Source organism: Acetobacter estunensis (assembly GCF_011516945.1).
Lineage (GTDB): Bacteria > Pseudomonadota > Alphaproteobacteria > Acetobacterales > Acetobacteraceae > Acetobacter > Acetobacter estunensis.
Genome location: NZ_WOTH01000051.1, coordinates 1 through 14,653, shown reverse-complemented (window position 1 = coordinate 14,653; position 14,653 = coordinate 1). Strand labels below are relative to the sequence as shown.

Sequence of the window (14,653 nt, the reverse complement as noted above, 5' to 3'; positions counted from 1 at the left end):
GAAAATGATCAAGCGAACCATGTTCGGAAGAGCAGGCTTCGAACTCCTCAGGGCGCGTGTCCTTCAGCCCGCATAATCAAAAAACATCATCACGAAAAGTGCGGAAGAACCGAGAACTGACCCGGGTTTTTCATCAGGAATTGACCCAGCCAGATGCTATTTCAGGCATAGTCGGGCGGGCGGTCAAGAAGAGGATTTATCCTTCCTGTTTTTTGACGCGGCGGTGCTGGCGCGGAACCTGTAGCTGTCATTTCCTGTCTCGAGGATATGACAGTGATGGGTCAGCCGATCGAGGAGCGCCGTCGTCATCTTCGGGTCACCAAAGACGTCTCCCCATTCACTGAAGCTCAGATTGGTTGTGATGATGACACTGGTGCGCTCATAGAGGCGGCTGAGCAGATGGAACAGCAGGGCGCCCCCAGACGCGCTGAAGGGGAGATAACCGAGTTCATCAAGGATCACGAGATCCAGGCGGAGCAGCCTGTCGGCAATCTGCCCGGCCCGATTGGCAGTCTTCTCCTGTTCAAGAGCATTGACCAGGTCGACCGTTGACCAGAAGCGCGCCTTCTTGCGGTGATGGGTAATCGCCTGGATGGCCAGGGCGGTCGCCAGGTGGGTTTTCCCGGTTCCCGGGCCGCCGATCAGCACGACATTTTCGGCACGCTCGATGAAGTCCCCGCCATGAAGCTGGCGGACCATGGGCTCGTTGACCTGGGTGTCGGCAAAGGAGAACCCAGACAGGTCCTTGTAGGCGGGGAACCGGGCTGTCTTTGTCTGGTAGGCGATGGAGCGCACTTCGCGTTCGGCCAGTTCCGCCTTCAGAAGCTGCGAGAGAATGGGGATGGCCGCCCCGAAGGCGGGCGCGCCCTGCTCAATGAGGTCAGCCGTGGCCTGGGCCATGCCATACATCCGCAGTCCACGGAGCATGACGACAAGTGAGGCGGCGGCAGGATCATGACGCATGGCGACTGTCCCCACGCAGGATGTCATAGCGCCCTGTATCGGCGCACGGTTCGTGTTCGAGCACCAGGGCCTGTGGAGCATCAAGCCGGAGAACCACGGTTCTTTTGGCATCAATCAGGCGATGCAGCGTATTGAGAACATGGGTCTTGGTCGCCACGCCATCTTCAAGAGCCAGTTCAACCGCGCAGAGGACGGCCTGCTCATCATGCTGCAGCACCAGGGCCAGGATTTCAGCCATTTCCCGGTCGCCTCCAGGCCGCCTGAGCAGTTGATCCTGCAGGGTCCGGAAGGCGGCTGGCAATTCGGTAAACGGTGCGCCATTGCGCAGGGCGCCCGGTTTGCGCTGGATGACCGCCAGATAATGCCGCCAGTCATAAACCGTGCGGCCTGGCACACCATGCGAACGCGTGATGATCCGGTCATGCACGCACAGAACCTGCCCTTCGGCGATAATGCGCAGCTTGTCAGGATAAACCCGCAGGCTGACCGGACGATTGGCAAAGGAGGCCGGCACGCTGTAGCGGTTGCCTTCGAACTGGATCAGGCAGGTTGGTGAGACGCGCTTGGTCTGTTCGACAAACCCGTCAAAGGGACGCCCCGGCACCATGAGGTGGGGACGTTCGCTTGCATGGACCTCGGAGACGCTACACGGCAATCCAGCATGCCGCAGCCGTTCCCAACGGTCCAGGCAGCGGGCTTCCAGCCAGGCATTCAGCGCCCCCAGATCGGGAAAGGCGGGCAAATCCTGCCAGATCTGGCGCCGGGCATCCTGCACGGTCTTCTCGATCTGCCCTTTCTCCCATCCGGCTGCCGGATTGCAGAAGGTCGGCTCGAACAGGTAATGGCTGGCCAGGGCCATGAAGCGCAGGTTGACCTGACGCGCCTTGCCCGACCCAATCCGGTCCACGGCCGTCTTCATGTTATCAAAAATACCCCGCCGCGGCACGCCACCGAGCACGCGGAAGGCCTCGGTAAGCGCATCAAAAAGCATCTCGTGGGTCTGTAGGGGATAGGCCCTGAGTATGAAGGCCCGGCTGAAGGACAGTTTGGTGTGGGCAACCTGCAGCTTGACGCGACGGTCGGCAATCACCGCCCAGTCCTCGCCCCAGTCAAACTGGAAGGCTTCCCCGGGCTGGAAGCACAGGGGCACGAAAACACCCCGGCCCGTTGTCTGGCGTGCCTGGTGCTGTTCGTGTTTCCACTGCCGGATGAAAGCAGCCACCCGTCCGTAGGATCCATCATAACCCAGTGCCACAAGGTCTTCATACAACCGTCGCGCCGTGCGCCGGTTCTTGCGGGATCGGGCGGCTTCCAGAACCAGCCATCCCCTCAATTTGTCAGCAAACGGGTCCAGTCGGCTGGGACGTTCGGGAACCTGGAACCGCGGTTCAATGCTCTCTGCCCGGAGATATTTCCGGATCGTATTGCGTGACAATCCCGTCCGGCGTTCGATCTCGCGGATCGGAAGATGATCCCGGCGATGCCACCGGCGGATCACACTCAGAAGCTCCATGTCAATCACTCCAAAAACCCCCCAGCAAATGATGCCGGGGAGTGTGAAGGCATGGGTCAAATCTCGATGAAAATTTCCGCCCTACCCGGGTCAGTTCTCAGTGAAAATCAACAGTCTGCAGGAACAGGTCTGGGGCTATTTCGGGTTTCCGGTCGGCACGGAGCCCCCGGAAGACGTCGAGGCCTGCGAGGGAGACCGGGTGCGGCTGCCGGACGGATCGTGGCAGCCGGGAGCGGCCGAGCCCGACTGGAGCCGGATTGCCTCGGCGCTGCGACAGGATCGTTTTTACGCGGCCGATGCGTCCTTTGACGATGCCATCGCGAAAAGCTGCAGGATCGTCTGGCAGGAGGATCTGTTCGGTGAGGCTGGCAAGGACGGCCGCTACACCGAGGACGGGATCGCCTATGAGAAGGCGCAGCGCCAGTGGCTGAGCCAGAGCACACCCGAAGACGCGGTGATCGTGCAGAGCGACGAGGATGGCGAGCCCCTGTTCGAGGATGGAAGCGCCCGGATTTACTGGGAGCGGGAAGGGGCGACGAAGTGCTTCTGGCTCAATCACAGGCTGAAGGTCGAAAGTGGCTGGTGCATTCTCGCCGACAGCCCGGCCGCGAACCGGATCACGCCGTCCGCCGTGATTGACTCTCTGCCCGACGTGCCGAAGGAGCGGGCGGATATTTCCGGGCGCGGACATGACATGATCGGCAGCTTCCGGACACAGGCCCTGCACGCGGCGCTGGACGGGATGCAGGAGGGCGCCGACCCGTGGACGCTGGTCGGACTGATGATCGCGGCCTTCAACGCGCAGAACGTCCGGGTCGATGGAGATGCGGGCGCGTGGTATCCGCAGCGTCGGCCCTCGCAGAGGCTGGTAGCGGCTGCCGGACTGTTTCAGGACGGGGAACTGGCGCTGGACGAGACCCTGTTGCGCGGGGCGGCGATCCGCGTGCTGAAAGCCGTGCTCTCCTGCGAGAAGAATAGCACGAACAGCGGCGAATGGAGCGTGCTGGTCGGCCATATCGTCAATGCCGACGCCCGGCTCCCCACCATGGCCGATGAGGACTTCCTGAAGACGCTCAGCAAGCCGGGCATCACGAAGGTGGTTCAGGCCGAGGGCATTCTGCCGCGCAACACGGGCAAGGAGATGCGCAAAGCGCTGATGGACCGGGTGGGGCAGGGGGTCTGGGTCCATCCCGAGGCCCGGTTCGGGCTCGATGTCGCGAAGCTGAACGCCTCGTTTCAGGAAGCCCTCAGTCCACCGCCACCCGAAGCCAGCGACGACGATCTGGAGGACGCCGATGAAGACGAAACGGAGCACGGCGACGACGCAGTCACGGATGGCAGTGCGATGGCTGTTGCGGAGACGGCCGAACCTGAGCAGGAGATTGCTCAGGACGATGATGAGGTCGGGCCTTCGCGGCGCGCGGCAGAAGAGGAAGGGGAGGGTGATCCTGACGACGAGGAGGAGGAGAACCCGCATCCACCGCCGCAGACGCCGGATGAGTTCCTGAGATCACATGTCGAGTTCATCGCGATCCGGTGAACCCCAAGGAAAGACTCTTCAGTCGCATCTGGACGGCAGGCAGGCTCGCGCGGGTCTTGGAAATGAAGAAGATGGTCGGTCTGGCTACTGCTTACGAGATGCTTGCGAAACACACATGATACACCAAATAAAACCTGTGAGGTTATTATGTCTTCTTACCAGGACTACGAAAAAGCCGAAAGAAAGGTGATTTCCGAAAATCGGGAAGTCGTGTTCGACGCCCTTCAGGAACTTGGCGTTACAAGTGTAACCGTTGTGTACGAAGGTAGCGGTGACAGCGGGGGAATTGAGGATTTCAGTATCCTGCCAGCAGACTGCTCCGTTGAGAAAGAGGTGGTTGTCCAGGATCTCGTGTGGGGGAATAATACTCCCGAGAAAAAAACAGTTCAGATCAAAGAAGTCATCGAAAATACCTCTATGGGAATAGTCGCCATTGATCACGGCGGCTGGGAAAACAACGAAGGTGGAGGAGGCGAAGTAACCTGGGATGTGGAGACCAGGGTGATTACCCTTGAACATTATGATTACGTCGTCGAACGTAACTATTCGACATCCCTCTATTGACGAGGTCTGCCGTGGCACATCCATATCATCACGCTCTCTCTTCCGTCCGAAAATGGGGTGGTCGACCAGAGGATTACCAACCCATTCACGACTGGTTTGACTGGTCGAAGGTGCTTATCGGCGACATGCGGCATAGGGCGCTTCGTCATCATGCAGAGGGATGTTTCGCCTGCGAGGCACAGTTCGGCGTCGTGATTACGAATTCAGACGGCAGAATTGTTCCTGTCAGGCTGATTGCCGAGCAACACGTTCTCGAAGATCACGGGCGAATTCCTTCTTTTGCTGACTGGGCGCGATCCATCAGACCCGAGCGCTGGATGGGTAATCCGCAATCGTTAGCTCATCTCGCAGAAGAGTGGGCAAATAACCACACAAAATAGAAAATACCGGGAAAGCACAGAGGCTGATTACAAGCTTCATGCGCCAGTCGGTCGCTGAGGAGAGTCTCTTCAGCTACCGGGCACCCTGCGGCGAGAGCCATCCTGATACGTTTCAGCGATATGGAACGTCTATGAAACATGACTTCCGAAAGCGCCGCCTAACGGACTGATTTTTAGCGAAGCCTACCCCGGTTCCAGGTGTGTCCATTTTGGCCACACCTGTTTCAAATCCCGTCAAGCAGCAACACAATTATAGCGGTATCGCAGTCTGCCTGACCACCTCTTTTTTCCGTCCGCCCGAAAGTGCGACGTGAACAGAAAGGCACAGTTCCATGATGAATGCCCATATCAGACGTTTCATGGATCTCAGCACCGGCCATCTGCCGAAGTCAGATCGGGAGTTGCTGGAGGCTTATGCACAATCAGGCGGTGCAACCGGCCTGTCCTGTCTCTCCGGTCCTCATGGCTGGTTCGTGTGGGTGGGTGAACGCCGCTGTTCGCCGGACTGGCCGGGTTCTGTCAGCCTTCGCCGAATTCTTGAAGATGCGGCAAGTAACGGATGTGATTACGTCATGTTTGATTCAGACGGTGCGGTAGAAGAGGCGTACCAGTTCTTTGATGATGAAGACGAATGACCGGCAATACCAAGACCATGGCCTGTAATACGAAAGGGCTGGACACGAGAGCGTCCCGCTTTTTTTTTGTGTCCTCACAGGAGGAACACAGAAGGAAGACGATTATGAAACTGCATTTCGACCATGCCCTGGTGACGCGGCTGCTCGCCCACGCCGACGCCGCGAGCGAACATACGCCAACGCTGGATCAGCTCTATGATCCCGCGTGTCTCCGGCCCGGGGTGAAGACCCGACATCCCGCATACGAGGATATTGACCGGACGAAGATCCCTGCTGGTCTCATGCTGGTGGGCGACCAGGGGATCTATCTGATGTCGAATGGTCATCCGGGCCTCCCTGGCGACAACGGTGAGGTGAACCTTGTCGCCTACGCCAGAGAGGCGGATCCGCAAGCCTCTCCCGAGGACTGGTATGACGTGAAACGTGCGTCTTTTGGCGGGGACGATGGCGCGGAATTCCTGTCTGCCGAGACTATCCGCAAGGCGCTTGAGGCGACCGCGCGCGGTCGCTTCTGGATCGACGTGTCCCCGACACAGATCCGATGCCCCTTCCTTGCACCGTCAAAAAAGCCCCGCGCCGGCCCGTCACGCACGAAAGGGAAGGGGCCTTCGCGATAAGAAAAGAAGGGGAAAACCCAGGAAAGGAAGGGAAGGAAACGGGGATCGGCACCACAGTTCAGCCTGCCGCGCAAGGGGTGGGTCGGCATGTGTCCTCGCTTCGCTGCGGGCCAGGCCGATCCCGCCGCTGCGCGGCGCCCTTGCCCGTCAGTCTGCCCTGCGGTCGCCGGAAAGGGTCAGAAACGCCAGAAAAAAGGATCTGGACAATGGCTCAGGACCGCACCGTGTCTCCACCCCAACCCCATCCCGCGGTGGAAATCATCAGGTTTCTCGCGCTCGTGCTCCTCTGGACGCTCGCCCTGGTCGTCGCTCTCGTGCTTCCGGACCTGTTCCTGGATCCCACGACCGGGGTGCTCGATCTCGGGTGAAACCCGTCCGCCCATCTGCAGCAGAGAATGGCCGTCCTTTGGGGCGGCTTTTGCATTTTTTGGAGACAGATCATGGCCAGAACCGAACGCACCGACATCCATCAGACCGTGACAGACCGGATCATCCGCGAGCTTGAGAATGGCACCGTGTCGTGGGTGTGCCCGTGGGGCCGCTCGAACTGCGGCGTCGCCCTGCCCCGGAACGCGACGACGGGCCGTGCCTATTCCGGAATCAATATTCTGATGTTGTGGGGTTCGGTGGAGATGCAGGGCTTCTCCACGCAGAAATGGCTGACGTTCCGGCAGGCGCTGGCCGAGGGCGGAAATGTCAGAAAAGGAGAGAAAGGAACGACGGTTTTCTACGCCGACCGTTTCACGCCGAAGTCGGAAGCAGGGTCCGACGATCCCCGGACGATTCCGTTCCTGAAGCGGTTTACGGTGTTCAATGTGGACCAGTGCGAGAACCTGCCGGAAGGCGTGGGGGCGGCGCCCACACCGTTGCCCGAGCGCGAGATTGTGCCGCAGGCTGAAGCGCTGATGCGCGACACCGGGGCAGACATCCGGGTGGGAGGCGATAAGGCGTTTTACGCGCCTGAGCCGGACTATATCCGTGTCCCGCCCCAGCAGTCCTATTTTGCACAAATCGATTGGTATCGCACGGTCTTCCACGAGATCGGACACTGGACGGGCTCGGAAAAACGGCTGGCCCGCACATTCGGAAAACGGTTCGGAGACCGCGCCTATGCCGCCGAGGAACTGGTCGCGGAGATGGTGTCAGCGTTCGTGTGCGCGGAACTGCAGATCGAGCCGACCGTCCGTCACTCGGATTACATTGGAAGCTGGCTGGACCTTCTGAAGGCGGACAAACGCGCGATTTTCACCGCAGCAAGCGCCGCGTCGGCCGCCGCCGAATACATTTTCAACACATCGACGCGCCGTCAGCCCATCGGGGACGTGGCGGACGCTGCCTGAGAGTTTCCGAAAAATACATGCCCGAAAAGGGTGTTTTACAGATGGAGTCTGTCACGCCTGTCTTTGCTCTGATCGCGACCCCTGCCGTGCGCAGGCTTTCCGGCACCGGCAAAGTGCTGGTCGCTCTGCCCATGGATCACCTCGGAAACCGGGGAATGACCGAAGCCCGTACGCTGGCAGATCTCACGAAGGCGGTGACGCTTTATGGCGACAGGATCGCCACTGACCATCCCGGGCGGTCGTTCTCCATCGGCGTGCATATCCGCCGGGGCGACCGCAAACCGCGTGGGTTCGATACCGCGTATCGCAGCGGTGCGCTCGGAACGGACAAATGGATCGTGACCGTGGAGAGCGACGCTGCCGAGGCGCTTGCCCTGAACGGTCCTGCGTCCGGCGTGGACAAAGGCTCTGAGACAAAAGGAGAAGCGGAATGATCCGTCAGTATTACACGTCGCCGTTCCAGGGCGGCGACAATCCGCTTCGCGTCGGAACCGTGGCCAGTGGCTCGATTTTCCGGCTCCCGGCTCCTGTTTCCGGCCGCCCGTGGCGGACAACGCCGTGGATCGTGGAGAGCTTTCTCAATGGGAAGATGGGCGCGGCCGTGCGGAATCCTGTTACAGGGTTCTGGGAGGACCGTTATATTCGTCGGCGCTCGGATCTGGCGATACTGCGCAGCCTTGCCAGTGGTCGCCGCGTGACAATGGCTGTGCGCTATCTGGAGCATATGGACGAGGAAGGCATGGGAGAAGGGCGGTATCCCGGCCTGCCCGATGTCAGCCGGTTCCATAACGGGTATCGGAACCGGAGCCTGGTCGCATGACCCCCGCACCGATCCTGTGCGAGCGGATCCGCACGCCGCCGCTCGATCCGGCTTTCCTGAAGCCGACCAGATGGGCGACGGTCGAGGAAAAAGCGAAGCTGGGTAACGCCATGCTGCGGTTCATCGCCGAGGGAATGCCTGCCGAGAAATTCACGGCGTCCCCGTATGAGCGTCTGAGCAATATGTTCGGCTTCATTGCTCATTATGACCGGCACGGCTTCGCTCAGACATGGTTCGACAGCGCCGCGACACGACGGGATTTCCTTGACCAGATTGTGCGACATCCCTGCTGGGGAGATCCCGGCTTTGTCTGGTCGGACGTGGAGCGGGAAATCGGCCAGCGTGTCCGTGAGAACCTTCTGGTCGAGGCATGGGCCAGCCGTGCCCGGGAAGATCAGAATGCGCGCGAGAAGGCGGAACTGGCCCGCCTGATGGCGAAGCACGGCGTGGCGTCGGTATCCCCGGTCGTGGCCGCGCCAGCCGTGCAGCTGGGGCTGTTCTAGCCCCGCGCCACGGTCCATGAACCGTGGCCTTCGAGACACCGGGCCAGAAAGTCGAGTGCCGCCCGGGGATAGTTGCGGATTTCAAGCAGGGTGCCGGACGGCACGTCCATCTCATATGCGCCGTGCTGAAGGGCACAGCACGGACCGCCGCGCAGGAACTTCACGCCCTTGCCTGTCCGGAGAAGCTGACGCGGGCCGAAGACACCGGCTACGTGCCGACCGGCGACATAAATGTCGGCGTTGAACTGTCGCCACAACGGTGTGCGGATGTTCTGCTCGTTGACCTCGATCTGCACGTTGCAGCGATCGGCCCACGCTTCCGGTGTGCCATCCACGCCGTAGAGTGTGCGGCAGACATTCCGCACCGCTTCCTCGTGCTCATGCCTGAAGGACCAGCCGGTCTCTTTCCCCACAAAGCGTCCCCGGTAACGCCGCGCCTGTGTGGCCAGCTCCGGATGAAAATCGGCTTTCAGGGTGATGTGGCCGTCCAGGACAGTAATCACCGCCATGTTGAACTCCCGCTGTCTCGTCAGGAGAGCCTAGTACGCGGAATCGGGCTGTACAAGCGAAAACAGCGGCGAAAACGCAAAAAACAGTCGTCAGAACGCTGAAATATCAAAAATCAGGAAGAAGAGGAAAGGGGATCGCCGGCACTGCCGGGTCTCTGCCCTGGTTTTTGCGGTCTGAAGCGGTCGTCGTCGGGCGCAACCCCCAGGCCTTCGGTCGGGACGGCACCGTGAAGCCGCAGGCGGCTTCCGCACCACTGCCGCCCCGAGGGGTTGCGCCCGCCGCCTGATGCCCGCTTCCGCGCGACCGCACCAGGTCAGAGACCCGGCAGAGGCCGGAGAGGAACTGGAAGGAAAGAAAAGGAAATCAGGTCATGAGCCAGTCAGTCAATCGCGTCATCCTCGTCGGCAATCTCGGTCGGGATCCGGAACTCGCGGCACGCAGGGAAGGCGACGGGAAAATCGCAAATATCGCCGTAGCAACGAGCGAATCATGGAACGACCGCAATACGGGCGAGCGGAGAGAAAAAACGCAATGGCACCGTGTTGTGTGCTTCAACGACCACCTCTCGAGCGTGATTGAACGTCGCTGTCAGAAGGGCACGCTCGTCTATGTCGAGGGCCATCTGGAAACGCGGAAATGGACTGACCAGCAGGGACAGGATCGTTACACGACCGAGGTAATTATCGATCGCTTTGACGGAAACATAAAGGTGCTGGGCAATGGCCGGAACACCGGAGAAGGCCGCTTTGACGATGACCGGCCATCGCGAAGCGCGGCGCCGCGTTCTGCTGCGAACACGCCCGGCGGATCGGATCTGGATGACGAAATACCGTTTTGAGTCGGGCTTTTTTCGGGCCGGAGACGGCCCGGAATGGCGCACTTCATCCGGAATCCCTGTGCGGAGTCAGCACCATGTGCAGCGTTTTTATCAGGCGCCTGACCGCTCCTCGCGGACAGGCCCGCGCCTATGCGCGGAATCATGAGGCTGCGGCCTCGGGCCTCGACCAGCTCTGTCATCTGCCGCAGCTTTCGGCCCGGCAGCGGGCCGAATTCCGGCGTTGCGCCCTGGAGATGCGCAGGATCGCCCGGGAGAAGCTTCTCGACAGCGCGCGGTAAGGGCAAAGGGCGACCAGAAATGACGTCTGGAAAAGCGCGAAAGTGTGCGAAAATCGTCAGGGTATGATACTGTTCCGACTGCCGATGAGGGAGCCACGTCCATGTTAACACCTGAGCAGATCGCCGTCCGGACACGAGCAGTACATAAGGCGCGCGTAAACAATCTGATTGAAGGACTACGCGAAGACCCTCGTGATGCCCCTGTGCTCGATGCCTACGCTCGCGGCGAGATTTCCGGCGACGAAGCACGACGGCAGGTTATAGAGGCGATTACCGGCCGATCCGTGAAGAAAAGGTCGGAAGCCGCCTGATTTTCCTGAGACATGGGCGATCCCTATCTCCAGAGCGATGGCGAGACATTAGAGAATGTGCAAGGGATCCAGCATGATCCAGAGGCACTTGATCGGCTGGAAAAATTTCTGACTGCTTCACGGGAAGCAGAACTGCATGAACGTGGACTCCCCGCATTGCAGGGCTTTCCTCTGATAAAAGCGATACATTACCACCTGTTCCAGGATGTATACAGCTGGGCCGGACAGCCGCGAACAACACTTCTGGTCCGGGACATGAGCGGCTTTCTCGCTCCTGAGCGGATTGAACAGGAAGGCAGGAAACTGTTTGAACGGCTGGCGGAAAAAGACAATCTGCGAGGGTTATCGCGGATGGAATTTGCGGAACAGCTTGCCGTTCCTTTCAACGAGCTGAACCATATTCATCCATTTCGTGAGGGAAACGGACGGACGCAGCGGATCGTCTGGGAGGCTTTTGCCCGCGAGGCAGGGCATACCCTGGATTTCGAGGGTATTTCGCAGGAGCGGATGGCCGTCGTCTCAATCGCCGGTATGAAGGGCGATCACATGCCGGCGATCAGGATGTTCGATGAACTTCTGGATTCAACCCGTCATAAGGCTCTGGTGAAGGCAACCCGGTTTCTCGAAAAGGCATTCCGGGATGACTCTGATTTCAGTTGGAATGAGCGTTATATCGCCACAACGACGCCCGGTCAGGCCTATGATGGGAAATTCGCCGGACGCTCGGGTGATAATTTCATGATGGGTTCAGGCGACCGCGTTTACATCGGCAATCTCGCGGATCTCGGAAGCCATGCCGACGGTCTCAGATCGGGGGATCAGGTCAGTTTCCGTGCTGCGGGAGAAACGCCTGCCAGCCGCAGTTTTTCATCCCTGGCGACCGCATTGACCGGGCGCTCCGGTTCTTATGAACCAAAGGCCACGGCACCGGACTGGCTCGATCGGGCGAAGGCTTATGGCGATCGCCAGAAGAAACCTGGCAGCGAGCCAGTCAGTGACGAAACCCCGGCATCAGTCAGGCGGCATGATCCATCGGGCGATCCCTCTCCCTGAATTGGGACGCTGACCCGAAGTCAGACCAGCAGGTAGAGGAATATAAAAATGGAAGAATGCGGGAATAATGACCAGTCGCGGCCTTCCATTACTGCGGAAGAACGCCGTCAGCGACAGGAAGCGGTCGATTACGCGCGAGGAAGTTGTCGGCTTGAAGGCGTGATACTCGATGCGGAGATCGAACGGATCAACACGCGGTTCATCCAGGGCGAACTGACCATGAATGAACATTTTGAGGAACTGCAGCGTCACCTTGACCGGTGATGCTGCAGAGCCGGGACGCATCGGGCGCTCCGTGTCTCTAAGTTCAGTTTTTTCTCGTTAGTCGCATGATGGGGGCGCACGCGGAACATTCCAGAAGGAGTGTCCCGCGTCGTGTTTATTCGTTCGTCTTTAATCCGATCGGATCCTGAACAGTCGCGTGCCGTCGTGCAGCCGGTTGCGGGCTGGGTGCGCAGGCAGGGGGCTTTGCTGCCCCCTGCACCCCCGCCGGGCAGGCGGAAAGAAAAAATCCTGTATAGATTGACAATGCAAGTAATAAATCCCGCTTTCGTGCGGTTTTTGCTGCGTTTTATTGTGCTTAATACTCGCTCTTGCGTTCGAGTTGTAGTATAGTTTTACAAGAAAGCCGAAGCTATTCGTGAAAGGATTTCTTCCATGGCTTACGCAAATTCCGCAGAAGCACAACAGAAAGAACTCGAAGAACTTCGTCGTGAGGTGAGCTGCGTTCTTGTGCTCGAAAAAGCCGGCTTCAGACTGGACCGCGAAGCCACGGCGCAGCGCTCGGCCCGCAACCTGAAATTCCGCCGTGAAAACGAGGCAATCATCGTGAATCATGACGGCAAGGGCTGGTGGGATCCGAAAGGGGACGGAAAGGGCGACGTTTTCAAACTCGTGCAGCATCTCGATCCGTCGAAGAATCTCGGCCATGTCCGGCGCGAACTGCGCGACCTGATCGGTAAAAGCCCGACACTCGAAGTCGCTGAGCGGACCAAGGGCGTAAGTGACAGGCCGCGCCGCGACCCGGCTGAGTTGTGGGACCGTCGTTCAGCGCCGCAGGAAGGCACCCCGGCATGGCGGTATCTCACCGAAGAACGCGGGCTGCCGGGCAGCATCGTGGCGGTGGCCGGACGTCAGGGTGCGCTGAAGGAAGGCCCGAACGGGACTGCCTGGTTCGGCCATCGTGACGCGGACGGCCAGTTCACCGGCATGGAGATGCGCGGACCCGAGTACAAGGGTTTTTCAACGGGCGGCGGCGGCAAGCGTCTGTTCGGATTTCGGGCGGACGAGGGAACGGAGCCCGCACGGCGGCTTGTGGTCACGGAAGCCGCCATTGATGCGCTGTCCTTTGCCGCACTGGATCGTTTCAAAAAAGGATCGCTCTACACTTCGACGGGTGGCGGGATGAGCCCGGAGAGTGAGGCCAATCTGAAACAGGTCATGGCGACCGTGGCGAAACAGCCCGATGCCCGCCTGGTCATCGCCGTCGATAATGACCATCAGGGTCACGTCTATGCCGCGAAACTGGCCGCCATGGCCCAGGAGGCCGGGCTCTGGTCGGGACGGATCTCTCCGAAGACACCGGGAGACGACTGGAACAAAGCTCTGAGGGCGCGCGGAGAAGAGGCTCAGGGCGGAGCCGCCCCTGCCGGATCTCTGCCGCGTCTCTCCGACGCTATCACCACAAAGCCCGCAACGCAGCCGGATGCCGTTTCCTCCTCGTGGCTGGATCAGGCCAGGGCGAACAGCCCGGCGCGCCATCAGGCAGCGCCAGCCCCGGAACCTGCCAGGGCGCCGTCCCCTGCCACAGCGCGCTCAGCGACCTCTTCTCCAGGAGCTTCCCTATGAGCTGGTTCGAACCTTTCGCGTCCGAGAGCTGGCGGAGACGCCTTCTGGACATCCTTCCCGGTCACGCTCAGGCCAGTGCGATCTGGAAGAAGCATCGCCCGCAAGGATGTGCCGAGCCTGACTGTTTTGTCGAGATCGGTGACGGGAAAGCGGAATTCCGGGGTGTGGTGATTGGCGGCGAACGCGACACCTCCCTGCCTCAGGGCTGGGATCTGGAAGGGCGCATCGTCCTCTTCACCGACGATCACGAAGTGATCGTCATTGCCGGCTGGCGGGCCACAGACCTGTCGGCTGACCGATCCTGTTTCCAGGATCACCTGACACAGGAGACTGTCATGACCACTGTTGCCCATTACGCGGATCTCGGCGTCGCACGCCTGGCCTTCGTGACGGACCTCGCCGAGGTGTTCGCCCGATCGGCCCCGGCTGCCGAGATCTGGACCCGTCACCTGCGTCGGAACGATGCACCGATCGAAGAGGATCCGCCGATCCCGCAGACCGCTGTCCGGCTTTATGAGCGTGTCGGCTGTCCGCTCGGTCTGGTCATCGACGGACGCTGGGAGCGCGGGCTTGAGACCTGGGATCTCTCCTACCCGGCGACGCTCCTGCTCTCGACCGGTGAGATCACCGAAACGCATGGTTGTCTGGCGGAAGGGATCGAAGAGCTATGACACCCGATGATCTTCCTGTTCCGTATGCCCTGGCGCCGATCCTTGACGATCTGACGGCGGAACAGCGCCGCGCAGCCATGGCTCTCGGCCATGTTCTGGTCCTGGCCGGTGCCGGCACGGGTAAGACCAAAACCCTGACAGCCGGCGTGGCGACGCGCATCGACGCGGATTTCTCACATTTTGTCTGAAGAGTGTTATTCTCTGTTCTGAGAGCTGTGTCCTGTGCGTCTGATCTGGAATGACAACGGCATTTTGCCTCTGGAGGCAGA

The 14,653-nt window shown here is 60.2% G+C and carries 21 protein-coding genes; 17 read left to right on the top strand and 4 right to left on the bottom strand.

All coding sequences use genetic code 11. The features are described 5' to 3' along the window. Window positions 1–183: 183 nt before the first annotated feature. Both istB and istA read right to left on the bottom strand, forming a co-directional pair. Window positions 184–963 carry an IS21-like element helper ATPase IstB gene (istB, locus tag GOB87_RS14810; RefSeq protein ID WP_003630803.1) on the bottom strand — a complete coding sequence of 260 codons (780 nt, stop codon included), beginning with the start codon at window positions 961–963 and terminating at the stop codon, window positions 184–186. After that, a complete protein-coding gene (gene istA, locus GOB87_RS14805; protein WP_035366403.1) occupies window positions 953–2,476 on the bottom strand; it encodes an IS21 family transposase in 1,524 nt (507 codons plus the stop codon). Before istA ends, istB begins: the two co-directional genes overlap by 11 nt. 100 nt (window positions 2,477–2,576) lie before the next feature. On the opposite strand from istA, the gene GOB87_RS14800 reads away from it, so the two are divergent. From GOB87_RS14800 to GOB87_RS14755, 10 genes are all read left to right on the top strand, one after another. Further along, entirely contained in the window at window positions 2,577–4,016 is a 1,440-nt protein-coding gene (locus GOB87_RS14800; RefSeq protein ID WP_242006487.1) for a chromosome partitioning protein ParB, read from the top strand. A gap of 147 nt (window positions 4,017–4,163) precedes the next feature. Beyond that, window positions 4,164–4,580 (top strand): DUF6878 family protein, encoded by a 417-nt coding sequence (locus GOB87_RS14795; RefSeq protein WP_146891128.1) that lies wholly within the window; start codon window positions 4,164–4,166, stop codon window positions 4,578–4,580. 11 nt (window positions 4,581–4,591) lie between these two features. After that, complete coding sequence (locus GOB87_RS16885; protein ID WP_082770824.1) at window positions 4,592–4,960, top strand: DUF6915 family protein; 369 nt, start codon at window positions 4,592–4,594, stop codon at window positions 4,958–4,960. A 332-nt stretch (window positions 4,961–5,292) separates the two neighbouring features. Then, window positions 5,293–5,595, top strand: coding sequence for a DUF5983 family protein (locus GOB87_RS14785; protein WP_166318488.1), 303 nt, complete (start codon window positions 5,293–5,295; stop codon window positions 5,593–5,595). A gap of 104 nt (window positions 5,596–5,699) precedes the next feature. Beyond that, window positions 5,700–6,212: a DUF3085 domain-containing protein gene (locus tag GOB87_RS14780; RefSeq protein ID WP_166318485.1), complete on the top strand. Its 513-nt coding sequence runs from the start codon at window positions 5,700–5,702 to the stop codon at window positions 6,210–6,212. Window positions 6,213–6,418: 206 nt separating this feature from the next. Then, a complete protein-coding gene (locus GOB87_RS14775) occupies window positions 6,419–6,580 on the top strand; it encodes a hypothetical protein (RefSeq protein WP_166318482.1) in 162 nt (53 codons plus the stop codon). 72 nt (window positions 6,581–6,652) lie between these two features. Further along, on the top strand, window positions 6,653–7,552 hold the full coding sequence (locus GOB87_RS14770) for an ArdC family protein (protein ID WP_166318479.1): 900 nt from the start codon (window positions 6,653–6,655) through the stop codon (window positions 7,550–7,552). Between the two features lie 41 nt (window positions 7,553–7,593). Then, window positions 7,594–7,986 carry a hypothetical protein gene (locus tag GOB87_RS14765; protein ID WP_242006486.1) on the top strand — a complete coding sequence of 131 codons (393 nt, stop codon included), beginning with the start codon at window positions 7,594–7,596 and terminating at the stop codon, window positions 7,984–7,986. Beyond that, window positions 7,983–8,372, top strand: a complete 390-nt coding sequence (locus GOB87_RS14760) for a hypothetical protein (protein WP_166318476.1) — start codon at window positions 7,983–7,985, stop codon at window positions 8,370–8,372. Before GOB87_RS14765 ends, GOB87_RS14760 begins: the two co-directional genes overlap by 4 nt. Beyond that, window positions 8,369–8,875 (top strand): hypothetical protein, encoded by a 507-nt coding sequence (locus tag GOB87_RS14755; protein ID WP_166318473.1) that lies wholly within the window; start codon window positions 8,369–8,371, stop codon window positions 8,873–8,875. Before GOB87_RS14760 ends, GOB87_RS14755 begins: the two co-directional genes overlap by 4 nt. On the opposite strand, the gene GOB87_RS14750 is transcribed toward GOB87_RS14755, so the two are convergent. After that, window positions 8,872–9,384: a hypothetical protein gene (locus tag GOB87_RS14750; RefSeq protein ID WP_166318470.1), complete on the bottom strand. Its 513-nt coding sequence runs from the start codon at window positions 9,382–9,384 to the stop codon at window positions 8,872–8,874. The two genes, GOB87_RS14755 and GOB87_RS14750, sit on opposite strands and share 4 nt — an antisense overlap. A gap of 371 nt (window positions 9,385–9,755) precedes the next feature. Between GOB87_RS14750 and ssb the strand changes: the two genes are divergently transcribed. The 4 genes from ssb (at window position 9,756) to GOB87_RS14730 (ending at window position 11,865) form a co-directional block, all read left to right on the top strand. Then, the gene (gene ssb / locus GOB87_RS14745; RefSeq protein ID WP_166318467.1) at window positions 9,756–10,223 is read left to right on the top strand and encodes a single-stranded DNA-binding protein; all 468 of its coding nucleotides are present in this window, start codon (window positions 9,756–9,758) and stop codon (window positions 10,221–10,223) included. Between the two features lie 74 nt (window positions 10,224–10,297). Beyond that, entirely contained in the window at window positions 10,298–10,501 is a 204-nt protein-coding gene (locus GOB87_RS14740; RefSeq protein ID WP_061274672.1) for a hypothetical protein, read from the top strand. 101 nt (window positions 10,502–10,602) lie between these two features. After that, window positions 10,603–10,812, top strand: coding sequence for an antitoxin VbhA family protein (locus GOB87_RS14735; RefSeq protein WP_146222787.1), 210 nt, complete (start codon window positions 10,603–10,605; stop codon window positions 10,810–10,812). Window positions 10,813–10,824: 12 nt separating this feature from the next. After that, window positions 10,825–11,865 carry a Fic/DOC family protein gene (locus tag GOB87_RS14730; RefSeq protein ID WP_166318464.1) on the top strand — a complete coding sequence of 347 codons (1,041 nt, stop codon included), beginning with the start codon at window positions 10,825–10,827 and terminating at the stop codon, window positions 11,863–11,865. Here GOB87_RS14730 and GOB87_RS17230 read toward each other — a convergent pair. Beyond that, on the bottom strand, window positions 11,824–12,150 hold the full coding sequence (locus tag GOB87_RS17230) for a hypothetical protein (protein WP_242006485.1): 327 nt from the start codon (window positions 12,148–12,150) through the stop codon (window positions 11,824–11,826). The genes GOB87_RS14730 and GOB87_RS17230 overlap by 42 nt on opposite strands. A 372-nt stretch (window positions 12,151–12,522) precedes the next feature. On the opposite strand from GOB87_RS17230, the gene GOB87_RS14720 reads away from it, so the two are divergent. Genes GOB87_RS14720 through GOB87_RS14710 form a run of 3 tightly spaced genes read left to right on the top strand, consistent with a single transcriptional unit; the run spans window position 12,523 to window position 14,572 of the window. Then, entirely contained in the window at window positions 12,523–13,713 is a 1,191-nt protein-coding gene (locus tag GOB87_RS14720; RefSeq protein WP_166318461.1) for a DUF3991 and toprim domain-containing protein, read from the top strand. Further along, window positions 13,710–14,384: a hypothetical protein gene (locus tag GOB87_RS16875; RefSeq protein WP_242006484.1), complete on the top strand. Its 675-nt coding sequence runs from the start codon at window positions 13,710–13,712 to the stop codon at window positions 14,382–14,384. Before GOB87_RS14720 ends, GOB87_RS16875 begins: the two co-directional genes overlap by 4 nt. After that, on the top strand, window positions 14,381–14,572 hold the full coding sequence (locus GOB87_RS14710; RefSeq protein ID WP_264805260.1) for a UvrD-helicase domain-containing protein: 192 nt from the start codon (window positions 14,381–14,383) through the stop codon (window positions 14,570–14,572). Before GOB87_RS16875 ends, GOB87_RS14710 begins: the two co-directional genes overlap by 4 nt. Window positions 14,573–14,653 lie beyond the last annotated feature (81 nt).

Bases quoted from the DNA above. Each gene is read 5' to 3' on its own strand.
- GOB87_RS14735 (WP_146222787.1), top strand. From the start codon at position 10,603: ATGTTAACACCTGAGCAGATCGCCGTCCGGACACGAGCAGTACATAAG.
- ssb (WP_166318467.1), top strand. From the start codon at position 9,756: ATGAGCCAGTCAGTCAATCGCGTCATCCTCGTCGGCAATCTCGGTCGG.
- GOB87_RS14770 (WP_166318479.1), top strand. From the start codon at position 6,653: ATGGCCAGAACCGAACGCACCGACATCCATCAGACCGTGACAGACCGG.
- GOB87_RS17230 (WP_242006485.1), bottom strand. From the start codon at position 12,150: ATGCGTCCCGGCTCTGCAGCATCACCGGTCAAGGTGACGCTGCAGTTC.
- GOB87_RS14755 (WP_166318473.1), top strand. From the start codon at position 8,369: ATGACCCCCGCACCGATCCTGTGCGAGCGGATCCGCACGCCGCCGCTC.
- GOB87_RS14730 (WP_166318464.1), top strand. From the start codon at position 10,825: ATGGGCGATCCCTATCTCCAGAGCGATGGCGAGACATTAGAGAATGTG.
- GOB87_RS14795 (WP_146891128.1), top strand. From the start codon at position 4,164: ATGTCTTCTTACCAGGACTACGAAAAAGCCGAAAGAAAGGTGATTTCC.
- GOB87_RS14720 (WP_166318461.1), top strand. From the start codon at position 12,523: ATGGCTTACGCAAATTCCGCAGAAGCACAACAGAAAGAACTCGAAGAA.
- GOB87_RS14780 (WP_166318485.1), top strand. From the start codon at position 5,700: ATGAAACTGCATTTCGACCATGCCCTGGTGACGCGGCTGCTCGCCCAC.
- GOB87_RS14765 (WP_242006486.1), top strand. From the start codon at position 7,594: ATGGAGTCTGTCACGCCTGTCTTTGCTCTGATCGCGACCCCTGCCGTG.
- istA (WP_035366403.1), bottom strand. From the start codon at position 2,476: ATGGAGCTTCTGAGTGTGATCCGCCGGTGGCATCGCCGGGATCATCTT.
- GOB87_RS14775 (WP_166318482.1), top strand. From the start codon at position 6,419: ATGGCTCAGGACCGCACCGTGTCTCCACCCCAACCCCATCCCGCGGTG.
- GOB87_RS14740 (WP_061274672.1), top strand. From the start codon at position 10,298: ATGTGCAGCGTTTTTATCAGGCGCCTGACCGCTCCTCGCGGACAGGCC.
- GOB87_RS14760 (WP_166318476.1), top strand. From the start codon at position 7,983: ATGATCCGTCAGTATTACACGTCGCCGTTCCAGGGCGGCGACAATCCG.
- GOB87_RS14785 (WP_166318488.1), top strand. From the start codon at position 5,293: ATGATGAATGCCCATATCAGACGTTTCATGGATCTCAGCACCGGCCAT.
- GOB87_RS16875 (WP_242006484.1), top strand. From the start codon at position 13,710: ATGAGCTGGTTCGAACCTTTCGCGTCCGAGAGCTGGCGGAGACGCCTT.
- GOB87_RS14750 (WP_166318470.1), bottom strand. From the start codon at position 9,384: ATGGCGGTGATTACTGTCCTGGACGGCCACATCACCCTGAAAGCCGAT.
- GOB87_RS14710 (WP_264805260.1), top strand. From the start codon at position 14,381: ATGACACCCGATGATCTTCCTGTTCCGTATGCCCTGGCGCCGATCCTT.
- istB (WP_003630803.1), bottom strand. From the start codon at position 963: ATGCGTCATGATCCTGCCGCCGCCTCACTTGTCGTCATGCTCCGTGGA.